Annotated in this window: 3 protein-coding genes and 2 rRNA genes (1 of these 5 cut by a window edge); all 5 read left to right on the plus strand. The window is 61.6% G+C overall.

Features of this window, described 5'->3' with window-relative positions; genetic code table 11:
• Positions 1–2,893, plus strand: a 23S ribosomal RNA gene (locus ACA069_RS13295); it begins 1 nt to the left of the window's first position.
• A 151-nt stretch (positions 2,894–3,044) separates the two neighbouring features.
• Positions 3,045–3,160: ribosomal RNA gene (gene rrf / locus ACA069_RS13300) — 5S ribosomal RNA — on the plus strand.
• Between the two features lie 607 nt (positions 3,161–3,767).
• Positions 3,768–12,860 carry a non-ribosomal peptide synthetase gene (locus ACA069_RS13305; protein WP_497617939.1) on the plus strand — a complete coding sequence of 3,031 codons (9,093 nt, stop codon included), beginning with the start codon at positions 3,768–3,770 and terminating at the stop codon, positions 12,858–12,860.
• Complete coding sequence (locus tag ACA069_RS13310) at positions 12,857–16,969, plus strand: non-ribosomal peptide synthetase (protein WP_497617941.1); 4,113 nt, start codon at positions 12,857–12,859, stop codon at positions 16,967–16,969. The genes ACA069_RS13305 and ACA069_RS13310 overlap by 4 nt, the downstream gene beginning before the upstream one ends.
• Positions 16,966–26,085 (plus strand): hybrid non-ribosomal peptide synthetase/type I polyketide synthase, encoded by a 9,120-nt coding sequence (locus ACA069_RS13315; RefSeq protein ID WP_497617943.1) that lies wholly within the window; start codon positions 16,966–16,968, stop codon positions 26,083–26,085. The genes ACA069_RS13310 and ACA069_RS13315 overlap by 4 nt, the downstream gene beginning before the upstream one ends.
• Positions 26,086–26,092 lie beyond the last annotated feature (7 nt).

A 26,092-nucleotide genomic window follows, 5' to 3' on the forward strand; every position in this document is an offset into this window, starting at 1 on the left:
GTCAAGTGAAGAAGCGCATACGGTGGATGCCTTGGCAGTCAGAGGCGATGAAAGACGTGGTAGCCTGCGAAAAGCTTCGGGGAGTCGGCAAACAGACTTTGATCCGGAGATGTCTGAATGGGGGAACCCAGCCATCATAAGATGGTTATCTTGTACTGAATACATAGGTGCAAGAGGCGAACCAGGGGAACTGAAACATCTAAGTACCCTGAGGAAAAGAAATCAACCGAGATTCCCTTAGTAGTGGCGAGCGAACGGGGACTAGCCCTTAAGTGGCTTTGAGATTAGCGGAACGCTCTGGAAAGTGCGGCCATAGTGGGTGATAGCCCTGTACGCGAAAATCTCTTAGTCATGAAATCGAGTAGGACGGAGCACGAGAAACTTTGTCTGAATATGGGGGGACCATCCTCCAAGGCTAAATACTACTGACTGACCGATAGTGAACTAGTACCGTGAGGGAAAGGCGAAAAGAACCCCGGAGAGGGGAGTGAAATAGATCCTGAAACCGTATGCGTACAAGCAGTGGGAGCCCACTTTGTTGGGTGACTGCGTACCTTTTGTATAATGGGTCAGCGACTTATTTTCAGTGGCGAGCTTAACCGAATAGGGGAGGCGTAGCGAAAGCGAGTCTTAATAGGGCGTCTAGTCGCTGGGAATAGACCCGAAACCGGGCGATCTATCCATGGGCAGGTTGAAGGTTGGGTAACACTAACTGGAGGACCGAACCGACTACCGTTGAAAAGTTAGCGGATGACCTGTGGATCGGAGTGAAAGGCTAATCAAGCTCGGAGATAGCTGGTTCTCCTCGAAAGCTATTTAGGTAGCGCCTCATGTATCACTGTAGGGGGTAGAGCACTGTTTCGGCTAGGGGGTCATCCCGACTTACCAAACCGATGCAAACTCCGAATACCTACAAGTGCCGAGCATGGGAGACACACGGCGGGTGCTAACGTCCGTCGTGAAAAGGGAAACAACCCAGACCGTCAGCTAAGGTCCCAAAGTTATGGTTAAGTGGGAAACGATGTGGGAAGGCTTAGACAGCTAGGAGGTTGGCTTAGAAGCAGCCACCCTTTAAAGAAAGCGTAATAGCTCACTAGTCGAGTCGGCCTGCGCGGAAGATGTAACGGGGCTCAAACCATACACCGAAGCTACGGGTATCACCTTCGGGTGATGCGGTAGAGGAGCGTTCTGTAAGCCTGTGAAGGTGAGTTGAGAAGCTTGCTGGAGGTATCAGAAGTGCGAATGCTGACATGAGTAACGACAATGGGTGTGAAAAACACCCACGCCGAAAGACCAAGGTTTCCTGCGCAACGTTAATCGACGCAGGGTTAGTCGGTCCCTAAGGCGAGGCTGAAAAGCGTAGTCGATGGAAAACAGGTTAATATTCCTGTACTTCTGGTTATTGCGATGGAGGGACGGAGAAGGCTAGGCCAGCTTGGCGTTGGTTGTCCAAGTTTAAGGTGGTAGGCTGGAATCTTAGGTAAATCCGGGATTCTAAGGCCGAGAGCTGATGACGAGTCATCTTTTAGATGACGAAGTGGTTGATGCCATGCTTCCAAGAAAAGCTTCTAAGCTTCAGGTAACCAGGAACCGTACCCCAAACCGACACAGGTGGTTGGGTAGAGAATACCAAGGCGCTTGAGAGAACTCGGGTGAAGGAACTAGGCAAAATGGCACCGTAACTTCGGGAGAAGGTGCGCCGGTGAGGGTGAAGGACTTGCTCCGTAAGCTCATGCCGGTCGAAGATACCAGGCCGCTGCGACTGTTTATTAAAAACACAGCACTCTGCAAACACGAAAGTGGACGTATAGGGTGTGACGCCTGCCCGGTGCCGGAAGGTTAATTGATGGGGTTAGCTAACGCGAAGCTCTTGATCGAAGCCCCGGTAAACGGCGGCCGTAACTATAACGGTCCTAAGGTAGCGAAATTCCTTGTCGGGTAAGTTCCGACCTGCACGAATGGCGTAACGATGGCGGCGCTGTCTCCACCCGAGACTCAGTGAAATTGAAATCGCTGTGAAGATGCAGTGTATCCGCGGCTAGACGGAAAGACCCCGTGAACCTTTACTATAGCTTTGCACTGGACTTTGAATTTGCTTGTGTAGGATAGGTGGGAGGCTTTGAAGCGTGGACGCCAGTTCGCGTGGAGCCAACCTTGAAATACCACCCTGGCAACTTTGAGGTTCTAACTCAGGTCCGTTATCCGGATCGAGGACAGTGTATGGTGGGTAGTTTGACTGGGGCGGTCTCCTCCTAAAGAGTAACGGAGGAGTACGAAGGTGCGCTCAGACCGGTCGGAAATCGGTCGTAGAGTATAAAGGCAAAAGCGCGCTTGACTGCGAGACAGACACGTCGAGCAGGTACGAAAGTAGGTCTTAGTGATCCGGTGGTTCTGTATGGAAGGGCCATCGCTCAACGGATAAAAGGTACTCCGGGGATAACAGGCTGATACCGCCCAAGAGTTCATATCGACGGCGGTGTTTGGCACCTCGATGTCGGCTCATCACATCCTGGGGCTGAAGCCGGTCCCAAGGGTATGGCTGTTCGCCATTTAAAGTGGTACGCGAGCTGGGTTTAGAACGTCGTGAGACAGTTCGGTCCCTATCTGCCGTGGACGTTTGAGATTTGAGAGGGGCTGCTCCTAGTACGAGAGGACCGGAGTGGACGAACCTCTGGTGTTCCGGTTGTCACGCCAGTGGCATTGCCGGGTAGCTATGTTCGGGAAAGATAACCGCTGAAAGCATCTAAGCGGGAAACTTGCCTCAAGATGAGATCTCACTGGAACCTTGAGTTCCCTGAAGGGCCGTCGAAGACTACGACGTTGATAGGTTGGGTGTGTAAGCGCTGTGAGGCGTTGAGCTAACCAATACTAATTGCCCGTGAGGCTTGACCATATAACACCCAAGCAATTTGCGTCGAAAGGCCAGATTGCGGTGTGTGAAGACGAAACGAACCGAAAGTTCGATGTTCACAAAACACCGATAGCTGCCACATACCCAATTTGCTGAAGCGAGGCCAACCGGTCACGACTCAGTACCCGAATTTCTTGACGACCATAGAGCGTTGGAACCACCTGATCCCATCCCGAACTCAGCAGTGAAACGATGCATCGCCGATGGTAGTGTGGGGTTTCCCCATGTGAGAGTAGGTCATCGTCAAGATTAAATTCCGAAACCCCAATTGCGAAAGCAATTGGGGTTTTGTTTTGCCCGCAGGAAAGTTCGGAGAGCATTCAAAAGCGCAATGGCGCAGGAAGCGTCCGATACTTATTTCGCAAATTTCCTACATTTTGTTTGCCTCGCCAGTAAAAAACAGGGTTATTATCCGACGGCGTTTCGGGTCATAAGCCCGGCGCCAGAAGATTGCCGTGTGTCCACAGACCCGGTAATCGCAGCCGATCGGGACCACCCTGGCGCTGTTATCCCCGCACAGGTTGTTCCTCGTCGTTGACCCTCAAATGGAAGGCGAGGTTTCAATTGGTCACGCGGTTTGCAATCGACGATGTAATGGCCAAGGCGAAAGATCTCGCCAGTGCGCCAGTCAATTCTCCAGCTGTTTGTGCTGACCGCGTTGCGGTTTTTTTCGCCTGCTCATCTCCCCCGGATTTCATGTGTGTGCCCGCGTCGGACTTAGCTCTGCACGCGCGCGCCGCGCCATCTCCCTGAATTCGAATCACCGAACCGGCACTTGAGGCCGGGGCCTGACTGACGGGGACGTACTGTCGCCGTCTGATCAAAAAAATAAAGTAGTCATGGACGGTAGCCTCCGATGCTCGACAACACTTCCTTGCGCGGGACGACGCCTGCGCAGCCCGACCTTTCATCCAGAAAATCGCCAGCCGCTTCGGCATTGACCGATTCCGACTACCAGCGACTGATCCACGACTGGAACAGCGCGACGCAGTCGTTCGATGAAAACATGTGCGTGCACGGCCTGTTTGAAGCGCAGGTGCTGCGCCATCCCGATGCTATTGCGGCACGTTGGCAGACAGAGGCGATCAGTTACCGTGATCTCAATACCCGCGCCAATCGCCTGGCCCATCACCTGCGCAGTTTCGGGGTCGGGCCGGACGTGCGCGTCGGGTTGTGCCTTGAGCGTTCGCTCGACACCCTGATTGGCGTGCTTGCGGTGCTCAAGGCCGGCGGCGCTTATGTGCCGTTGGATCCGGCGTATCCGCAGGCGCGGCTGGCACACATGCTGGCTGACAGCGCACCGCCGGTGGTGCTCACCCACGGCGCGGCGAAGCTTGCATTGTCGGCGGCGCTCGAGCATTCGGTCACTGCGCCGACCATCCTTGATCTGGCCGATTCCAGCCATTGGGCTTCGCTCTCGCCAGACAATCCCGATCCGCACGCTGTCGGCCTGACACCACGGCATCTGGCCTACGTCATCTACACCTCCGGTTCGACTGGCACCCCGAAAGGCGTGATGGTCGAGCACCGCGGGCTTATCGCTGTGAGCGCCGCTTGGGAGCAGCTCTATGCCTTGGACGAGCCAATCAATCACCTGCAAATGGCGGGTTTTTCATTCGACGTGTTCAGTGCCGATCTGATTCGGGCGCTGGGGTTTGGCGGCACGCTGGTGTTGTGCCCACGGGAAACCCTGATTGACCCGCCGGCGCTGTATCGCCTGATGAACGAAGCGCATATCGGTTTTGCCGACTTCGTGCCAGCGCTGCTCAACCCTTTGCTGGCCTGGGTCGAAGAAAATGGTCACGACCTGTCGTTCCTGCGCAACGTGGTCTGCGGCTCGGACATCTGGACCGCCCACAGCGCACTGCAATTGCGCAGGCTTTGTGGTGACCGCGTGCAAATCGTCCAGGCCTACGGTGTCACCGAAGCGAGCATCGATAGCACCTGTTTTGAACTCAGCGACGCAAGCCAGGTTGATGGCGTGCTGCCCATCGGTCGGGCGCTGCCCAACACCCGGATTTACCTGCTCGACACTCAAGGTGCGCCTGTCGCCGTGGGTGTCGCGGGTGAATTGCACATCGGTGGCATCGGTGTGGCGCGAGGCTATCTGAACCTGCCGACACTCACCGCCGAGCGTTTCGTCGATAGCCCGTTCGTGGCGGGCGAGCGTCTGTACCGCACGGGTGATCTGGCGCGATATCGGGCCGATGGGCAACTGGAGTTCCTTGGGCGCAACGACTCCCAGGCGAAGTTGCGCGGCCTGCGCCTGGAACTGGGGGAAATTGAGACGCGCCTGGCGGACATACCGGGCGTGCGTGAAAGCGTGGTGCTGCTGCGTCAGGACGGCGCGCATGAGCCGCGACTGGTCGCTTATTTCTGCGCCGACCCAGCCACCGCGCTGACCTCCCGCTCACTGCGTGAGCAACTGCAATTGAGCCTGCCGGATTTCATGGTGCCGACAGCGTTCGTGCGTCTCGATGCGTTGCCTTTGACCGCCAACGGCAAGGTGGATCGCCCCAATTTACCGGCCCCGAACGTCGAAGCATTTGATCAACAGGATTACCAGGCGCCGCAAGGTTCGCTGGAAACTGCGCTCGCTGCGATCTGGGCCGAAGTGCTCGGCGTCGAGCGGATAGGTCGTCAGGATCAGTTCTTCGCGTTGGGTGGCCACTCGTTGTTGGTGATGCGGGTGCTGGCCCGAGTTCGCCACAATCTTGGGCTGGAAGTGACAGCTTCAGCGCTGTTCGCTGCACCCGTGCTCGTAGAGTTTGCCAAACGGCTGCAAGCCAGTCAGGCTGCGGCTCGTCCAGCCATTACGGCTGTTGCACGGTCGGACGCGCAAACGTTGTCGTCTGCTCAGCAGCGCTTGTGGTTTCTGGCACAAATGGAGGGCGGTAACGCGGCTTATCACATGCCGTTGAACCTGCGCTTGCGTGGCTCACTGGACGTGGCGGCACTTGAACGCAGTTTCAATCAACTGGTGGCGCGCCATGAGGCGCTGCGTACCACTTTCCTCTCCGTTGAAGGCGAAGGGCGGCAACGGGTTTCGCCACCAGCACACAGCATCCGGCTGACGGTGATTGACCTTCAGGGGCCTGACGCGCAAGAGCGTCTCAACCGATTGATCGATGAAGAGGGCGCCAAGCCGTTCGACCTGAGCCGTGGCCCGTTGATGCGGGTCAGCGTGGTGCGGATGGCGGCGGACGATCACGTGCTGTTGCTGACCCAGCACCACATCATTTCGGATGGCTGGTCGATGGGCGTGCTTACCCGCGAAATGGGCGAGTTGTACGAAGCGGCGTTGCAGGATCGCGAGGATCCGCTGCCGGCATTGCCTGTGCAGTACGTGGATTATGCCGTGTGGCAAAAGCAGTGGCTGTGCGGTGACGAACTGGCTCGCCAAAACCGCTATTGGCGCGAAACGCTAACGGGTGCACCAGTGCTGCTGGAGTTGCCAGCCGATCACAAGCGTCCGCCCATGCAGGACTACCTCGGCGGTTATGTGCCGCTGGTATTCGACGAGGCCTTGACCGTTCGCTTGAAGACCTTGGGCATGCAGCAAGGCACCACGTTGTTCATGACTTTACTGGCCGGTTTTTCGTTGCTGTTGTCGCGCCTGGCGGGGCAGAGCGATGTGGTGATCGGCGTGCCATCGGCCAACCGGCCTCAGCAGGAGTTGCACGGGCTGATCGGCTTCTTCGTCAACACCCTGGCGCTACGCATGACTTGCTCAGGCACACCGTCAGTGGCGCAATGGCTGCAACAGGCGCGGCGGGTGGCGCTGGAGGCCCAGGAACATCAGGATCTGCCGTTCGAGCAAGTGGTGGAGTTGCTCAACCCGCCGCGTAGCCTGGCGCACAGTCCGGTGTTTCAGGTGCTGTTTGCCTGGGAGCAGGATCAGGATTCGGACCTGCTGTTGAGCGGGTTGGAGGTCACTCCGGTCGAGAGTGGTCATCACGTGGCCAAGTTCGATCTGCAACTGGCACTTAGTGAGCGCGACGGCCAGATTGTCGGTGGCCTGGAATACGCCTCGGGCTTGTTCAATCGAGACACCGTCGAGCAGTTTGGCGATTACCTGCGCCGGGTGCTGGAGCAGATGGTCGAGGACAGCCATCAGCCGCTGGCGATGATCAACCTGTTGAGCGCCGAACAGCAGCGCAAAATCGTTCATGACTGGAACCGCACCACCCGCGATACCTCGTCGATACCCGGTTGCGTGGCACGCTTCGAAACCTTGGCCCGGCAGATGCCCGACGCTGTGGCGTTGCTCTCCGAAAGCGAGCAACTGAGCTACGGCGAATTGAACCGCGCCGCCAACCAGCTCGCCCATTACCTGATCGAGAAGAACATTGGCCCCGAGCATCGAGTTGGCCTGTGCCTGGAACGCTCGCCGCAGATGGTTATCGGCCTGTTGGCGATCCTCAAGGCGGGCGCGGCGTACGTGCCGTTCGATCCGGCCTATCCGAGTGAACGGCTGGCGTTCATGTTCAGCGATGCCGCGCCGACCCTGTTGCTGACGCAGGCCAGCCTGCTTGCCGGATTACCCGTCAGCGATGAGATGGAAATCTGCTGCCTGGACACTGATGCGCAGCAATGGGCGCAGCATCCGAGCCACGAGCCACAGGTAGCGGTGAACCCGGAAAACCTCGGCTACGTGCTTTACACCTCCGGCTCAACCGGACGCCCCAAAGGCGTGGCGCACAGCCGTCGCGCGCTGGATAACCTGATCGCCTGGCAACTCGACCAGGCCACCACGCCGCAGCGTGTGCTGCAATTCGCGTCGCTGAACTTCGATGTGTCGTTCCAGGAAATCTGCAGCACGCTCTGCCAGGGTGGCAGCCTGTTGCTGATGACCGAAGACAGCCGCAAGGACCTTGCCGCGTTGCGTCCGACGCTGGTGGCTGAAGGTGTGCAGCGGGCGTTTCTGCCGTTCGCCGTGTTGCAGCAACTCGCCGGCCTGACCGAGGCCGATGCACCGATGCCGGCCGGCGGCTGCGAGATCATCACGGCCGGTGAAGCCCTGCAAATCAATGATGAGTTGCGCGGTTTTGTCCGAGGTCTTGGTGGCGCGCAATTGCACAACCAATACGGGCCGACCGAAACCCATGTGGTCAGTCAATTCAGCCTTTCGTGCAGCGAGGCCGAGGCCTGGCCGGATGCGCCGCCTATCGGTCGCCCCATCGCCAATGCGCGGCTGTACGTGCTGGATGAGCATCTGAATCCAGTGCCGGTCGGCGTGGCAGGCGAGTTGTACATCGCCGGTGCATGCCTGGCCCGAGGTTATCTGAACCGCGCGGATCTGACCGCCGAACGCTTCCTCCCTGATCCGTTCAGTGACGAGCCCGGCGCGCGGATGTATCGCAGCGGCGACCAAGCCAAGTTCCAGTCCGACGGCAACGTGCAATACCTGGGACGCATCGACCAACAGGTCAAGCTGCGCGGGTTCCGCATCGAACTCGGCGAGATCGACAGCCTGTTGCAGCAGCAACCCGGCGTGCAGGAAGCCGCCGTGCTGTTGCGTGAAGACGTGGCCGGCGACAAGCGTCTGGTGGCTTATGTGGTCGGCTCCGCGAACAGCGAGTTGCTGCGTGCCGAACTGCAACGGCACTTGCCCGAACACATGATCCCGAGCGCGTGGGTCAGGCTGTCGCAACTGCCGCTGACCCGCAACGGCAAGCTCGACCGGCAAGCGTTGCCTGCGCCGGAGCGCAGTACCGGGGCCGCATACGTGGCGCCGCGTAACGACATCGAACGGCAAATGGCCGATATCTGGGCGCAGGTGCTCAAGTGCGAGCGGGTCGGTATCCACGATAACTTCTTCGACCTGGGCGGGCATTCGTTGCTGGCGACGCGGATGATCTACGCGATCAATCAGCGCATGGGCGCGCAGTTGTCGCTCAGCAGCCTGTTCCAGAAGCCGGTGCTGATGGACCTGGCGGCGCACGTGCACGGCGCACGTGATGCCGACACTTACATCGAGCCTGCCTTCAGCCAGATCGAACCGGATCGCGGCGCCCGACATGAGCCATTCCCTCTGACCGATATCCAGCAAGCCTACTGGTTCGGTCGTGAGGCCACGGTCAGCCTTGGTGGCGTCAGTGCCCACGGCTATGAAGAATTGCGCATTCCCGACTTCGATGCGGAACGTTTCGAGCAGGCGTTGAATCGCATGATCCAGCGTCACGACATGCTGCGCGTGGTGTTCCTCAGTGACGGCACGCAGCAGGTATTGGCACAGGTGCCGACGTATTGCATGCCGCGCAGCGACCTGCGCGGTCTGCCGGCCGAGGTGGCGCTGCGCACGCTGGAAGCGACTCGTGAACGCCAGTCCCATCAGGTGCTGGATGCCAGTCGCTGGCCGCTGTTCGAGTTCAGTGTGTCGCTGCTTGATGACGGCATTACCCATTTGCACATCAGCCTGGATGCGCTGATCGTCGATGCTGCGAGCACGCAGATTCTTGCGCGCGAATTGATGGCGTTCTACGTCGATCCGACCCTTGATCTGGCGGAGCCGGGCCTGACGTTCCGCGACTATGTGCTGGCCGAGCAACAACTGCGCAGCGCCAGCCGTTACGAGCAAGCGCTGAGTTACTGGCGTGAACGGGTGACCACCCTGGCACCGGCACCGGATCTGCCGCTGGTGCGTCAGCCCGAGAGCATTGCCAATCCACACTTCACGCGGCGCGACCGCGACATGTCAGCGGCGCAGTGGAGCCGGCTCAAAGAGGTGGCCAAACAGTTTGCGGTGACGCCTTCGGTGATGCTCCTGACAGCGTTCAGCGAAGTGCTCGCATTGTGGAGTCGCACGCCACGCTTCACCTTGAGCCTGCCGCTGTTCAATCGCATGCCGTTGCACCCTGACGTCGACGAAATCATTGGTGACTTCACCTCGCTGGTGTTGCTGGAAGTGGCGATCGACGGGGCGCTGAGTTTTACCGAAAAGGCCCGTGCCGTGCAGGCGCGGTTGTGGCAAGACATTGATCATTCGGCGGTCAGCGGTGTACGGGTGCTGCGTGAGTTGTCGCAGGCCCGGGGCGTGCAGCAGACGGCGATGCCGATTGTGTTCAACAGCACATTGTCGGAAGCAGCGCCGGAACTGGCCGAGTTCAATCTGGCGGACGCGTTGAACGCCCGGCACATGCACAGCATCACCCAGACCCCGCAAGTGTGGCTCGACCATACGTTGCTGGAACTGGAAGGACGCCTGTTGTTCAACTGGGACAGCATCGACGAACTGTTTCCCGAAGGCCTGATCGAGCAGATGTTCGTCGCCTATAACGCGCTGCTCGATCGTCTGTGCGAACCCCAAGCGTGGGACGCGGACACACCGCAGCTGCTGCCGCAAGCGCGGCTGCCGGCGCCTGTCGACAGCCACGACACGCTGCCCCTGATGCACGAACTGTTCGAACGTCAGGCGCTCGCCACGCCCGATGCGCTGGCGGTGATCGGCGCGCGGCAGCTGACTTACCGCCAACTGCGTGCAGAGGCTCGGCAACTCGGCGCCGCGCTGCAAGCGCAGGGCGTGGTGCCGAATCAGTTGGTCGCGGTGGTGATGGAGCGGGGCTGGGAGCAGGTGGTGGCGACCCTGGCGATTCTCTATGCCGGTGGCGCTTACCTGCCCATTGAACCCACTCAGCCGGCGGAGCGCCTGCGGCATATTCTGCTGCGGGCCGAGGCGAGTCTGGCACTGACCCAACCGGCACTGATCGACAAGATCGAATGGCCGGCGCCAGTGACGGCGATTGCCGTGACCGACGCTGTCACTGCTGAGGTCGTTGCTTTGCGACCGGTAGAGCTGGTCAGCAGCGATCTGGCGTACGTGATCTACACCTCCGGTTCCACCGGCCAGCCAAAAGGCGTGGTGATTGATCATCGCGGTGCGGTCAACACGTTGCTCGACATCAACCGACGCTTTGCCGTCGGCCCGACGGATCGGGTGTTGGCCATCTCGTCGCTGAGTTTCGATCTCTCGGTCTATGACTTCTTCGGCACCCTGGCGGTGGGCGCGGCGGTGGTTGTGCTCGAACCACAACTGGCGCTCGACCCGGCGCACTGGTTGACGTTGATCGAGCGTCACCGGGTCAGTTTGTGGAACTCGGTGCCGGCGCTGCTCGGCATGCTGCTTGAGTATGTGGAGGGCGAGGGTGGTGCATTGCCCGCCCACCTGCGCCTGGCGATGCTGTCCGGCGACTGGATTCCGTTGACCTTGCCCGAACGGGCCTGGGCCTTACAGCCGGACTTGCAGTTGATGAGTCTGGGCGGCGCGACGGAAGCGTCGATCTGGTCGATCGGTTACGCCGTGCAAAACGTTGATCCGGCGTGGCGCAGCATCCCTTATGGCAAGGCCCTCGATCACCAGCGTTTTTACGTGCTGGACGAAGCGCTGCAAGTGCGTCCGACCTGGGTCGCGGGGCAGTTGTATATCGGCGGAATCGGTCTGGCCAAGGGATACTGGCGCGATGAAAAACTCAGTGCCGGCAGCTTCTTCGCCCATCCACTGACCGGCGAACGCCTGTATCGCACCGGAGATCTGGGGCGTTTGTTGCCGGACGGCAACATCGAGTTTCTCGGCCGCGAAGACAATCAGGTCAAAGTTCAGGGTTATCGCATCGAACTGGGCGAGATCGAAGCTGCTCTCAACCGCCATCCGGGCGTGCAGAGCGCCGTGGTGCGCATCCTGGGCAGCACGTTGGGAGAGAAGCGCCTCGCCGGTTACGTGCTAAAGGCTGATCCGGAGCTGCAAGCCCGGGACTTCAGCGAATACCTGGCGGATAAGCTGCCGGCCTACATGATTCCGTCGTCGTTCACTTTCGTGGAGGCCTGGCCGTTGTCGTCCAACGGCAAGGTCGACAAGAACCGTCTGCCGGAGCCGGCTCAAACCGAGGAACAAGGGCCGGCACTGCAAGTCGATGGCCCGCAGGAGCAGCACCTGGTGGAGATCGTGCAGGGCGTGCTCAAGCGCGATGCGATTGCCGCCAACGCCAACCTGCTGAACCTTGGCGCGACCTCCATCGATATCGTCAGGATCAGCAATGCGTTGTCCAGCGCCTTGCAGTTCCGCCCGCACGTGGCGCAACTGCTGGCTCAGCCGACACTTCAGCATCTGCTCGGCATGTACCGCCAGAGCCGGGTTCGCCAAGAGGTCATCGGCAGCGTTCAGCAACCATCGGACACCCCTGCGCAAGTCATCGAAGATCCGCAGTTACGGGCGCAGTTCAAGGCGGAGCAGCGCGGGCGGCGTGAGTTCGCTCAAGCCTTGCCGACGCTGGAACTGGCCTTGCCACAAGACCCGACGTTCGCCCGGCGCTTCAGCGAGTATCGCTCGGTGCGTCAGTACAGCCCGCAGCCGATTGCCGGCGAGGTTTTCGCGCAATGGTTGGCGGCGTTGGCGCAAGGGCAATTGGACGGGGAGGCGAAATACCAGTTCCCGTCGGCGGGCGGGCTGTATCCGATGCAGACATACCTGTACGTCAAGCCGGATCGCGTGCTCGGCGTGCCCGGTGGCGCGTATTACTACGATCCCCGCCAGCATCGCTTGCTGGCCCTGCAGAGCGGTGTGCTCGACCCGGACACCTATGACTATTTCGTCAATCGTCCGGTGTACGAAAACGCTGCATTCGCGCTGTTTTTCATCGCCGACATGGCGGCGATTCGTCCGTTGTATGGCGAGCGCAGCCGTGACTTCTGCCACATCGAAAGTGGCGCCATGGCGCAGTTGCTGAGCATGACCGCCGTCGAACAAGGCCTGGGCCTGTGCGGGATCGGTTCGGTCGAGGAACAGTCGCTGACGGCGCTGTTCGACCTCGGGCCGAGCCATGAGCTGATCTACTCGATGATCGGTGGTTTGCGCACGGCCGATGAGCAACACCGCGCGTCGGTCGAGGCGTATGCCCCGGTGCCGGTGACGGAATGCCTTGACGACGATGACATGGAGGAATTCGAAGTATGAATGCCGATCAATTGCTGGCGCTGTTCGCTCGTCATGGCGTGGTGCTCGATGTGGATGGCGACAAACTGCGCTGCAAGGCGCCTCGGGGTTTTCTCACCGAAGAGCTGACCCAGGCGCTCAAGCAACACAAGCAGGAACTGATTGCCTTGCTCGGTGGCCAGGACAGCGCGGCGATTCCCCGTCGTGGCGGCGAGCAAACAGCCTGGCCGTTGTCGTTTTCACAGCGGCAACTGTGGTTTCTCGATCAACTGGAACCCGGTAATCCGTTCTACAACGTGCCGAGCGCAGTGACGCTCAAGGGGCATCTGGACGTTGCGCTGCTGGAGCGCGCGCTGAATGAACTGGTCAGTCGCCACGAAATCCTGCGCACCACTTTCTGCCGCGTGGAAGGCGAGCCGCGCCAAGTGGTGCATCCGCCACTGGCGCAGTCGTTGCCGGTGAAAGATCTGCGCCAGGTGTCTGCCAGCGAGCGTGAGCAGCAGGTCAGCCGCGCCGTCGAGCAGGAGGCCCGTGCGCCGTTCGATCTGGTCAGCGGGCCGTTGCTGCGCGCGTCTTTGCTGCGCCTGGCCGACGACGAATACCTGTGGCTTTACAGCGTGCATCACATCATCGCGGACGGTTGGTCGATGGGCGTGATCCTGCATGAGGTTGCCGTGTTGTATGGCGATTATCAGCGTGGCGAGGCGTCGAGTCTGGCGCCGCTGCCGGTGCAATACGCCGACTACGCCTGCTGGCAGCAACAGCGCGTGGGCGGAGCGATGCTGGACGATCAACTCGACTACTGGCGCCGCGCCCTGGCCGATGCGCCGGCGCTGTCGACCTTGCCCGCCGACCGGCCGCGACCGTTGGTGCAGCGTTATGTCGGGGCGACTTTCAGCTCCTCCGTCGATGGTGGCACGCTGCGCGAACTCACGGCGCTGGCCCGGCAGACGCAGGGCACGCTGTTCAACGTGCTGCTGGGTGCGTTGGCCGTGTTGCTGTGGCGCCACAGCGGCCAGCAGGATTTGTGCATCGGCACGCCTTTCGCCAATCGCAACCGTGCGGAAATCGAGCCGCTGATCGGTCACTTCGTCAATACGCTGGTGCTGCGTCAACGCCTTAACCCGCAGCAGACCTTCGCCGAACTGCTGCGCGAGGTGCGCGGCCAGATGCTCGACGTCCACGCCCATCAGGACGTGCCGTTCGACCGCGTGGTCGAGGCTGTCAACCCACAGCGTGATACCGGTCATTCGCCACTGTTTCAGGTGATGCTGGTGCTGCAGAACACCCCCGGCAGCGCCGTGCAAATGCCCGGGCTGGCACTGGCGCCGTACAGCACCAGCAGTGCCACGGCCAAGTTCGATCTGGCGTTTGAATGGGTCGAGCGCGAAGGGCGTCTGGACTTGTTGGTGGAATACAACACCGACCTGTACGACGTCGCGACCATCGAACGCCTGAGCGGACATTACCGGCATCTGCTCGAACAGATCGCCACGGACGCCAAGCAACCGATCGGTGCGCTGCCGTTATTGGCCGAAGCCGAGCGTCAGCAGATTCTGCTCGACTTCAATCATGCATCTCCGCTGACGCAAGCGGTCGACTGTGTTCATCGTCTGGTCGAAACCCAAGTCGCGCGCAACCCACAGGCCTGCGCGGTGGTGTTCGAAGGCGAGTCGCTGAGTTACGCCGAACTGAATGCCCAGGCCAACCGCCTGGCGCGGCACTTGCTCAGCCTGGGTGTCGGCCCGGATGTGCGCGTGGCGGTGTGCATCGAGCGCTCGCTGGCGTTGCCCGTGGCATTGCTGGCGGTGCTCAAGGCCGGTGGCGCCTATGTGCCGCTGGACCCGGATTATCCGCTGGGGCGCCTGAGTCATATGCTCGGTGACAGTACGCCGGCGGTGCTGCTGACCCTCGGTTCGGCGCACGGAATTTTGCGTCAGGCCCTGCAAGGTTCAACCTGGGAAGCGCCGGTGCTGGACCTCAAGGACGACGCCGCGAGTTGGGCGCAGTTGTCGGCGGACAATCTCGATCCGCACAGTGTCGGCGTCACGCCTGATCATCTCGCCTACGTGATCTACACCTCGGGCACCACCGGTTTGCCCAAAGGCGCGATGGTTGCCCACCGTGGCCTGAGCAATCTGCTGCTGTGGTGTTTGCAGGTCTGCGGCGAAGCAGGGGCGATGCTGCACAAGATCCCGTTCGGTTTCGACGCCTCGGCCTGGGAGACATTCTGGCCGCTGGCAACCGGCGGGCGTCTGGTGATAGCGCGGCCCGGCGGCCATTACGAGCCGGCGTATCTGGCCCGGGAAACCCGCGAACAGCAGGTCACGGCACTGGTGTTTGTGCCGGCAATGCTTGAGCTGTTTCTGGAGGTCGAAGAGGTCAGTCTGTGTGCTTCGCTCACCGATGTATTCAGCGGCGGCGGTGAGTTGCCGCCAGCCCTGGCCCGGCGTTTCCAGGAGCGCCTGCCGCATGTGCGCCTGCACAACGTCTATGGCCCCACCGAAACCACGGTGATCAACAGCATCTGGACGTTGCAGCCCGGCGCCGACGTGCCGGCGCTGAAACTGCCGATCGGTCGACCCATCGCCAACAACCGTTTTTACGTGCTCGATGAACGCGATGCGCCGGTGCCTGTGGGCGTTACCGGGCACTTGCACATCGGCGGTGTCGGCGTCGCTCGGGGTTATCTGGGGCTGGAACAACTCAGTGCCGAGCGCTTTATCGACAGTCCGTTCGTGGCGGGTGATCGGCTCTACCGCAGTGGTGATCTGGCGCGTTATCGCGCGGACGGACAACTCGAATTCCTTGGCCGCAACGACTTTCAGGTCAAGTTGCGCGGCGTTCGCCTGGAACTTGGCGAGATCGAGGCTCGGCTCGAAGCGTTTGCCGGTATTCGCAGCGCTGTGGTGCTGATGGTCGGCGAGACGGCGCAGGATCAGCGGCTGGTGGCTTGCTGCGTGGTCGCCGCGCAACCGGACGAGGCGGCGGTGCATGCGCATCTGGCGGCGACGCTGCCCAAAGCGGTTGTCCCCGGCAGCTATCTGTGGCTCGACAACTTGCCGCTGACCGCCAATGGCAAGGTGGATCGCGCAGCGTTGACGGCACTGGCGGATCAGGACCTGGCCGATCGACAGGTCAACCTGAGCAGCCCGCGCGATCACATCGAACTGGCGCTGTACCAGATCTGGAAAAGCCTGTTGCTGGCGCCGCAGATCGGCATTCGCGACAATTTTTTCAATGTCGGCGGCACGTCCATCGCTGCGATCAAGATGGCCCATGAAATCAGCCAGATGTTTGCGGTGGAAGTACCGGTGCGCGTGGTGCTCAGCTACCCGACCATCGAAGCGTTGGGCGGCTGGCTGCGGATCGGGGCCAACCCGGCCGCCGCGCAAAGCAATCTGATCGAGTTTCGCCGGGGCGCAGGCCGCAGCAATGTGGTGTGCATTCACCCGGCGGGCGGTACGGCGTTCTGTTACCTGTCCCTGGCCAAGGTGCTGCCCGAAGACGCCGGCGTCTACGGTGTGCAATCGCCGGGGCTGAATCCGGGAGAGAGCACCGAGCCGACGGTCGAAGCGATGGCCGAGGCATATCTGCGCCTGATCGAACCGCTGTTCAATCAGCCGCTGGTGCTCACCGGGCTCTCGTTCGGTGGCCTGGTGGCCTACGAAATGGCGCGGCTGTTGACGGCTGCAGGGCATCGTCAGGTGAGCGTGGTGTTGCTCGATACTCAGGGCAGCGACGATCCGGGTTTTCGCGAGCAGATCGGTACGGTGGACATGGCCGAGTTCCGCGACAAGCTGGTGCGCTTCAACGGCATGTATCCCGGCATCGAAGACGCGCAAGTCGAGCGCTATTTCCATCTTTACAACCATAACCGCCTGGCCATGGCCGCCTATGAGTGCGCGCCAAGCGCCGGGCGTGTCGTGCTGATTCAGGCGCGGGAAGATTTCAGCCGCCATCAATTGCATGAGCTGCGCGGATTTTGGCGTCGCCGCGCCGGCAGCGGCTATCTGGCGAAACTGGTCAGCGGCGGCCACTGGGACATGCTCGAAAGCGCGGAAATCCACCGGGTGTCGCTGATCATCAGGCAGGAACTGCAACGTTGCGATTCGCAGGAGGCGAAATGATGAGCGCTACCCATCAGATGACGTTGCTCGCACGCTTTACCGCGCAGGTGCAGCGAGATCCACAGGCGTTGGCGGTCATCGATCAATCGGTGCAGCTGACTTACGCGCAACTGGCCAGTGCCAGCGAGCGCATCGCCAAAGGATTGCAGGCACGGGGCGTGCAACCCGGCGAGTCGCTGGCGCTGTGCATGCCGCGCTCCTGGCAATGGCTGGCGACCATCCTCGGCGCTTTGAAACTCGGCGCCGTGGTGGTTCCGCTGGATCGGGCCAGCCCGCTCAAGCGGCGCGACGTGATGTGCGCCGACGCGGCCTGTGTCGGCCTGATCACCTTGGGCGAGGAGCAACCGTGGGCATTGTCATCGCCGCTATGGCAAACCAGTGTCGAGGCATTGCTCGACCAGCCGGATCATCCGCCGCAAGTACTGACTGAAGAGTTCGCCGAGGTGATGTTCCTGTTTTACACCTCGGGCACCACCGGCACTCCGAAAGCGGTGGAGGTTGGCGAGCGCGGTCTGCTGCGTCTGGCGCACACCGACGCTTATATCGAGATTCGTCCGGCGGATCGTTTTGCCTGCCTGTCCAACCCGGCCTTCGACGCGTGCAGTTTCGAGCTGTGGGCACCGCTGCTCAACGGCGGCTGCTGCGTGATGATCGCCGATGAAGACGCGCTGGATGCACGACGTCTGGCCGAAGTTCTGGAGCAAACCCGGGTCGACAACCTGTTCATGACGGTTTCGCTGTTCAACAGCTTGATCGCCGAGTGGCCCGCGTGCTTTTCCAGCCTGCGTCAGGTGCTGATCGGTGGAGAACAAATCAGCGCCGTCGCCGTGCGTGCCTGGTACCGGGCCAACCCTGAAAGCGCCTGCCGGATTTTCAACGTCTATGGTCCCACCGAATGCACCACGTTCGCCGTGTGCTGGCCGATTCCGCGCGACTTTGTCGGCGACCTCGTGCCCATCGGGCGTGCGTTGCCGGACACCGGTCTGCAGGTGCTGGATGACCGGCAACGGCCGGTGGCCGCAGGTGAGGTGGGCGAACTGTATTTGAGTGGCAGCGGTGTCGCCCGGGGTTACCGCAACCGGCCCGAAGAAACTGCACGCCAGTTTGTGCGGTTACCCGAAATCGATGGCGGTGCCCAGGTGCATTACCGCACTGGCGATCGAGTGCGGCGCAACGCCGAAGGCTTGCTGGAGTACTTGGGGCGGGTCGACCGCCAAGTGAAGATTCGCGGTTTTCGAATCGAGCCGGCGGAAGTCGAGCAACGGATTCTTGAGCATCCGGGCGTGGCGCAGGTGTACGTCTGCACCCGGCGCAATGCGGCGGAAGATCATCAGTTGCTGGCGTTCATCGTGCCGCGCGGTGAATTGGACTATCACGCCTTCGAAAGCCATCTGCGGGCACAACTGGCGCCGTACATGCGCCCGCATCAGTTGTTCCTGTTGGAGCGTCTGCCGTTGACTGCCAACGGCAAGATAGATCGCGATAACTTGCTCGCGCAGGCACTGAGCCCATGGCATCCAGCGGCCACCACGCAAGACGGCAGCGTTTCGCCGGCGCTGGAATGGCTGTTGTCGCAAGCCCGCTCACTGCTCGGGCAACCGACGCTGAGTGCGCAGGATGACTGGCTGAGCAGTGGCGGCGATTCGCTGAAGGCCATGCGTCTGCGTTCGGCAATTCGCAGTCGTTGGCAGCGCGAGATCGCTGTCGGCACGTTGCTCAACGAATCCTTCGCGGTGCTGGCCGAGCAACTGTCCGATGAACTGACCCGTGACTCGATCTATCCACCCGCGCCGTCCATCAGCACTGCCCGACGCTTGCCCGCCACCGCGGAACAACGTCGCTTGTGGTTGCTGCAACAACGTTCGCCCACCTCGACGGCGTACAGCGTGCCGCTGATTCTGCATCTGGCGCCGGGCGTGGAGGTCGCGGCGCTGGCCGAGGCCGTGGAGCGTCTGGTGATTCGCCATCCGGGGTTGCGCACGGCGTTCGTCTCCGGTGCTGAAGGTCTTGATCAGTTGATTGCCGAGCAGGGCCCGGTCTGCCGCACCTTTGCGGTGGGGCATTTCAGCGAACACAACTGGCGGGCGTTCGCGGAGCTGGTGTTCGGCACGCCGTTCGACCTGAGCACACCGAACCTGTTTCAAGCGTGGCTGTTGCCGTTTGCCGATGGCAGCTGTCGGCTGTTGCTGAATCTGCATCACATCATCGTCGACGGTTGGTCGGTGAACCTGTTGTTCGACGATCTGATTCAGTTTTATGCCGATAGCGTGCAAGGCCGCGAGAGCCCGGTACCGTCAGCACGCCTGACCGCGCTGGAATTTGGCCAGTGGCAGCGGCAGTGGAGTGTCGATCCGTATTATCGCGATCAGCGCCGCGCCCTGGCCGAATTGCACCGACGTCAGGAAGAACCCTCGCCAGCGCTGCGGCCGATGCGCGCCGTCAGCCCACACGCCAGGCTGTACCGGGAACCGCTGGGCGACGTGCGCAGTGCCGCCCTCGAACGGTTCTGCACGCAACAGCGGCTGACCCGTTTCGAAGTGCTGTTCAGTGTCTTCGCCTGGAGCCTCTACGCCCTGACCGGGGTTGCGCGGCCGCGTATTGCCAGCCCGGTCGCCAACCGGCCACTGGCGGAATTCGAGGACACCGTCGGCATGTTTGCCAACACGGTGCTGATTCCCACCGCCGTGGATCAGTCTTCGCCGCTGGGCGAACAGTTGCGCAAGCAGGCCGCCACCGTGCGCGAGGTGTTGGCATTGCAGGACGTCGCACTGGCTGATCTGGTGGAAGACCTGCGGCTGTCGTCGAGCACCGCGCTGTTCGATTTCATGTTTGTGCTGGAAAACACCGAGTACGCCGCGCTGGCTGATTCAGGCCTGCGTGCCAAGCTGGAATTCAGCGAGGAGTTGCACGCTAAATGCCCGCTGACATTGCTGATGGTGGGCGCCGGCTCGCAACTGGAGTGCTGGTGGGAATATCAGTGCAGCTACTTCGATGCCGAGCAAATAAGCGCGGTTAACGCGCTGTTCCGCCGTGGCCTGGATCTGTTGCTGGAATCCCCGGCAGCCACCCTCGGCCATCTGCTCGACCCTTATCGATCCGGTTTGCCAGCGGCCAGCGAAGGCCCGATCAGCGAACAGGCGTTCAACACGCTCGCGGACTGGTTTGAACATCAGGCGCACAGCACACCCGACGCCATTGCGCTGGTGCAGGGGCAGCAGCGCCTCGCTTATGGTGAGTTGAATGCGCTGGCCGATGCTCTTGCGGCAAGCTTGATCGAGCGCCATCCGTTACCGCTCGGGAATACACCGTTGCAGGTCGTGCTGTTCCTCGAGGCTTCGGTGGAGCACATCGTCGCATTGCTGGCGCTGGCCAAGCTCAACCTGACCGCCGTGCCGCTGGATCCTGCATACCCGGTGGCGATCCAGCGCCAAGTGTTGGCGCAGGCACAACCGCATTGTCTGCTGTTCAGTGCGGCGACCGAGGCGAGGCTGGATGATCTGAATGCGGGGCGGTTTGCCTTGCAGCGGGTTGACCTGCACGCCGAAGTTCGGCCATTCGAACGCCCACACCACGGAGGGGAACGCCCGCTGTACACGCTGTTCACCTCCGGCTCCACCGGTACGCCGAAAGGTGTGCAGGTGTCGGAGCGTACTCTTTGCAACTTGCTGCAATGGCAACGCAACGAGGGGCAGTTGCCGGCCAAAGCGGTGACGTTGCAGTTCTCCATGCTGTCGTTCGACGTGTCGTTTCAAGAGATCTTCAGCACCCTGTGCGGTGGCGGTTGTTATCACCTGATCACGCCGGGCTGGCGCCAGGATGCCGAGGCGCTGCTGGGATATCTGGTCGAGGCGCGGATCGAGCGGCTGTTCTTGCCGTATGTGGCGTTGCAGCATCTGGCGCAAACCGCCGTGGCCCGTGGCATTTATCCGGGGGCGTTGCGCGAAGTGGTGACTGCCGGGGAGCAACTGCTCTGTACCGAGGCACTGCGCAATTGGTTCAGTGGCATGCCGCAAGCCTCGCTGTTCAATCACTATGGGCCGACCGAAACCCATGTGGTCAGCGCCTTGCGTTTGCCGGCCGTGGCCCGCGACTGGCCGCTGCGCGCTCCGATCGGCCACGCGGTTGGCAATGCCCGATTGCTGTTGGTCGATGAACACGATCGCCCGGTGCCGAACGGCAAAAGTGGCTACCTGCTGGTCGCGGGGCCGATGGTTGCCCGGTGTTATCTGGCCGACCCGGCGTTGAATGCCGCGCGGTTTGTCGAATTGGCAGACGGCGAGGTTGGCAGTCGCCTGTTTTATCGAACCGGGGATCTGGCGTGGGCGGACGCTCTGGGTTGTCTGCATTATCTGGGACGCGATGATCAGCAGGTCAAACTCAGTGGTCATCGTCTGGAGCTTGGGCAGATCGAGGCGGCGCTGATGCAGGTGCCGCAGGTGGTCAACGCGGTGGTGGCGGTGCAAACCGAGCCGCCGCGCCTGACCGCGTGGCTGCAACTCGACGGCGAGCCAGCAACCTGCGCACAACTGGATCGTCAGGTGGCGCGGCAACTGCCGGCCCATGTGCGCATTGATGAGTACCGGCGGATTGACGTCTGGCCACGCACCCCCAGCGGCAAGATTGACCGCAAGGCGTTGCCGGAGATGGGCGACGCGCTGGAACGGCGCAATGCGCCACCGCCGGGCGTGCCGTTGAGTGCGCTGGAGCGGCAACTGAGCGAGCTGTTCCAGGAAGTGATCGGGCGTGACATCGAGCCGGAGCAGACCTTTTTCGAGGCCGGCGCCACCAGCCTCGGTCTGATGCGTTTGCACGTTCGGTATAACCAGGCGTTGTCGCATCAGGTGGCGATGGCCGATCTGTTTGAACACGTCACGGTACGGCGCTTGGCAGCACATCTGTCGAAGGCACCGATGGCTGTCGTCGAGCGCGTGCGTCAGGTCGATGCAGGTCATCAACCGATGGCAATTGTCGGCATGTCGGTCAATGTGGCCGGCGCGCAGAACCTGTCCGAGTTCTGGGCAATGGTGCAGGGCAACGCATTGGGCATCGAGCGCTTCAGTGCGAGCGAAGGTTTGGTGGGTGCCCGCAGTCAACTGGCCGGCATGCTCGACTTCGACCCCGAGTATTTCGGCATCAGCCGCCAGGAAGCACGCCTGATGGACCCGCAACAGCGGCATTTGCTGATGGCGTGTGTGCAAGCCCTGCAACACGCGGCCATCGTGCCGTCAGCGCAGGGGCCGCGTATCGGCCTGATCGCCAGTTGCGGCGAAACCACATACTTCCAGCAGATGCTCCGTGAAACCGCTGACGGCGATCTGCCGGACGGCTTCCAGATGGCGTTGCATCACGACAAGGATTTTCTCGCGACCAAAGCCGCTTATCACCTCGATCTTAATGGCCCGGCCCTGAGTGTGCAGGCGGCGTGCGGCAGTTCGTTGATCGCTGTGCACCTGGCCAGTTCGATGCTGCAACAGGGTGACAGCGACGTGATGCTGGCGGCCGGCGTGCTGATCGATCCGACGCTGACCGATGGCTATCGTCATCGCTCACAGCACATCTTTTCCGCCGATGGTCTGTGCCGTCCTTTCAGCGACGATGCCAGCGGAACCATTGGCGCCAGTGGTTATGGCGTTGTGGTACTCAAGCCACTGGCCAGGGCCCGGGCGGATGGCGACCGGATCTATGCGCTGGTCGAGGGCAGCGCGTTGAACAACGATGGTCGGGCCAAGATGAGTTACACCGCACCGTCGGTGGCCGGGCAGAGTGCGGTCATTCGCGAGGCGTTGAGTCGCGCCGGACTGACCGGGGCGGACATCGGCTACATCGAAGCCCACGGCACCGGCACGTTGCTGGGTGATCCGATCGAGGTCGCGGCATTGACCCAGGTTTTCGGCGAGGCGCCTGCCGAGAGTTGCGCGCTGGCTTCGGTGAAAAGCCAGATCGGTCACCTGGGCGCGGCGGCCGGGGTGGTCGGGCTGATTCGCGCCAGTCTTGCGGTGTTCCATGGCGTGGTGCCGCCGAACCTTGGCTTTGGCCGGATCAATCCGCAGATCGATCTTGAGCATTCGCCGTTCTATGTACCCACTTCGTCCCGGCCGTGGCCGCAGGGGCGGCGGCGACTGGCCGGGGTGAGCAGCTTCGGGATTGGTGGCACCAACGCCCATGTGATTGTCGGTGCTGCACCTTTGGCGCCGGACGTGAGCGAAGAAACCCTGCCACTGCTGATGATCTCGGCTCACAGCCGAGGCGAATTGCTGCGCGATATCGCCACTATCAAAGACTATCTGCTGGCGTATCCCGACCGGCATGCCGCGCTGCTGCGGTATCTGCAAAGCGGTCGCAAGCAACTGCGTTGGCGCTTTGCGATGCTTTGCCAGCCCGGTGACGACATCCCGTTGCAGTGTGCCTCGATCAAGGAAGTCAGTGCTTCGGGCGTACAGCTGAATGCCGCGGATCATGCGGTGCCTGAGCTGCTGGCCGCCTGGTACGAAGGGGCGAGCATTCAGTGGTTGCGGCGCTCGGCACCGCCGCCCTGGGATTTGCCGCCGTCATCGTTCGATCTGCAGACCTATCGCTTCCAACCCTCGGTCGTGGCTGAAACCATTGCGCCGCCGTTGCCAACCCTTGAGCGCCAACCGTTGGCGGACTGGTTCCACCAACGGCAATGGGTTCGTACCCGGCGCTTGGGCGCGATGGCAGCGGGTGCCACCCGTGAAGTCGCGATTCTTTGTAGCCATGACGCACCCGGCGCTGCATTGTTGGAGAGCCTGAGTGCGGTCTATCAACGCGTGGTTCAGGTGCGCGCCGGCAATGGCTTCAAGCGACTCGGCACGGATCGTTTCGAACTTGACCCGCTCGACGCCGAGGCCTTGAGTCGATTGCTCGGTGAGGTGGCCGAAGCGTCGGTCGTCGAACTTGACTGGTTGCACGCCTTGCCGCTGTCGGTGGTAGGCGCTGTCGATGAACAATGTCTCGACCGCTCGCAGTGGGCCTGTCTCGACACGGTCAGCGCCCTGATGCAGGCCTGGGGGCAAACCGCGCGCACGACAAGTCTGCGGTTGTGGTTGATGTCGTGGCAGGCGTGCCCCGTGAACGATGAGATACGCCGCCCCGAACTGGCCGCACTGGCGGGGATTACTGAGGTGGTACCTCAGGAGTATCCGGTGCGTTGTCACTGGCTGGATTGGCCGTCACCGCACCTCGATGCGCAAGCCAAAGAGCTTGCAGCGTTGCTGGGTGAACCGGCGTCGTTGCCACGGCGCATGGCGATTCGCGACGGTTATCTGTGGCAGCCACGATTGCTGCCCCAGCCATTGCCGACCTCGGCAACGTCTTCCAACCTTTTGCCGGAGGAGGGCACGTTCCTGGTGTTGGGCGGCTCGGGCGGGATCGGTCGTACTTTGTGCGAACACCTGTTGCAGGCGCCAGCGCGGCGGGTGGTGCTGCTCTCGCGTCAAGGCGAATTGCCGGCGTCTCTGGCGGCTTATGCGTCGCGGATCGACTGCATTCAGGCGGACATCGCTGACCTTGCTCGGTGGCCACGGATACTCGATCAACTGGCCAAGCGTTACGGGCGAATCAGTGGGGTAATTCATGCGGCGGGTGTCGGTGCCGGCAGCCTGATTCGCCAGCGCGATGCCGGACAAATGGCCCAGGCCATGGCGGCCAAGACGCGCGGCATGCTCGCGGTCGAAGCCTTGATCGAGCGTCTGACCCCGGGATTTGTCCTCTACTGCTCGTCGATGTCAGCACTGTTCGGCGGCGCCGGGCATCTGGACTACGCGGCGGCCAGCGCGGTGCTCGACGGCTTCGTCCACTATCTTCCGGATTCTGCGAGCGCTTGCCTGCGCCTGGGGATCAACTGGGACATCTGGCGTGACATCGGCATGGCCACGACGAGCAATGGCGCAGACGTTGCCCATCAGGAACATCTGACGGTCGGCCTGTCGGCCGAAGAAGGTTGCCGGGTGTTTGATCTGGCGATGGCCACGCAGTTGCCGCAGTTGCTCGTTTCGACGACGGGCATCGACATTTCGCGGCGGTTTTATCCGGTTCGTCATGGCGTCGCGGGCGCTCCGTCCGAGGCACCGCAAGGCGTGGATCTGCGGGCGCGTCTGGGTGAGTGCCTGTGCAAATGGCTCGGCATTGCCGATCTGGATGACGACCATTCGCTGTACGACCTGAGTGCGGATTCGCTGACGTTGCTGGACCTGATCGACGAACTGCAAGCGGCCACCGGTGAGGTGTTCCAACTGTCGCAGTTCAGTCACAAGGTCAGCCTAAACGAGGTGCTCGGGCTGGTGGAGGCGAGCGCTGTGGAGGTGCCTTGCGTCACGCAGCCGAGCTGGAGCGACGCGGTGCGGATTGATCAGTGGCATGCCGGAGCCGGTCGCGAGTGGCTGTACCTGATTCACCCGGTGGGTGGCGATGTTCAGGCCTACCGGGAACTGGTTTCGGCACTGCCTGCGGACCTGGGAGTGTGCGTGATCGCCGATCCGGCGTTGCGTGTTCCGGGGTTGCCAAACATCAGCGTTGCCGAGCGTGCACAGTTGTATTTGCAGGCGATCAAGGCTCACATCCCTGAAGGCTGCGCCTGGCGGCTGGCCGGGTGGTCGTTCGGCGCGTGGGTGGCGCAGGCGCTGTGTCATCAGGCGCAGGTTGCCGGGTTCCGCCAACCGCTGCTGTACCTGATCGACCCACCCGCACCGGATGCCGGGGCGGAACTGGCCGGCATTGACGAGCAGGTAATCGAGCAAGTGTTCGAGCGCGAGTTTGCCCTGCGCTGGCCGAATGTCGAAGGGCAGGCAATGTCCGAAGAACGACAGGCCTATCTGCAACGGCTGACAGTCTGCTGCCGCAACAACATGCACAGCATGGCTGACTTCCAGCCGCCAATGTTGGCTGCGACGGCGGTGCGGATGTTCATCGCCGGGCAACCTAACCCTTATGGCTTGGGCAACGCCTGGAGCATGGATGACCTGCACCGCCGTTGGCAGGCATTGCTGCCGCAGTTGCTCAGTTGGCAACCACTCGACACCGATCACTATGGCATCGTGGCCGGTCGCTGGGCGCGGTTGCTGGCCGAGGTGATTGGCACGGATGGGCCGTCAATATGAATGAGCC

This window comes from Pseudomonas sp. LBUM1652, from assembly GCF_059716105.1.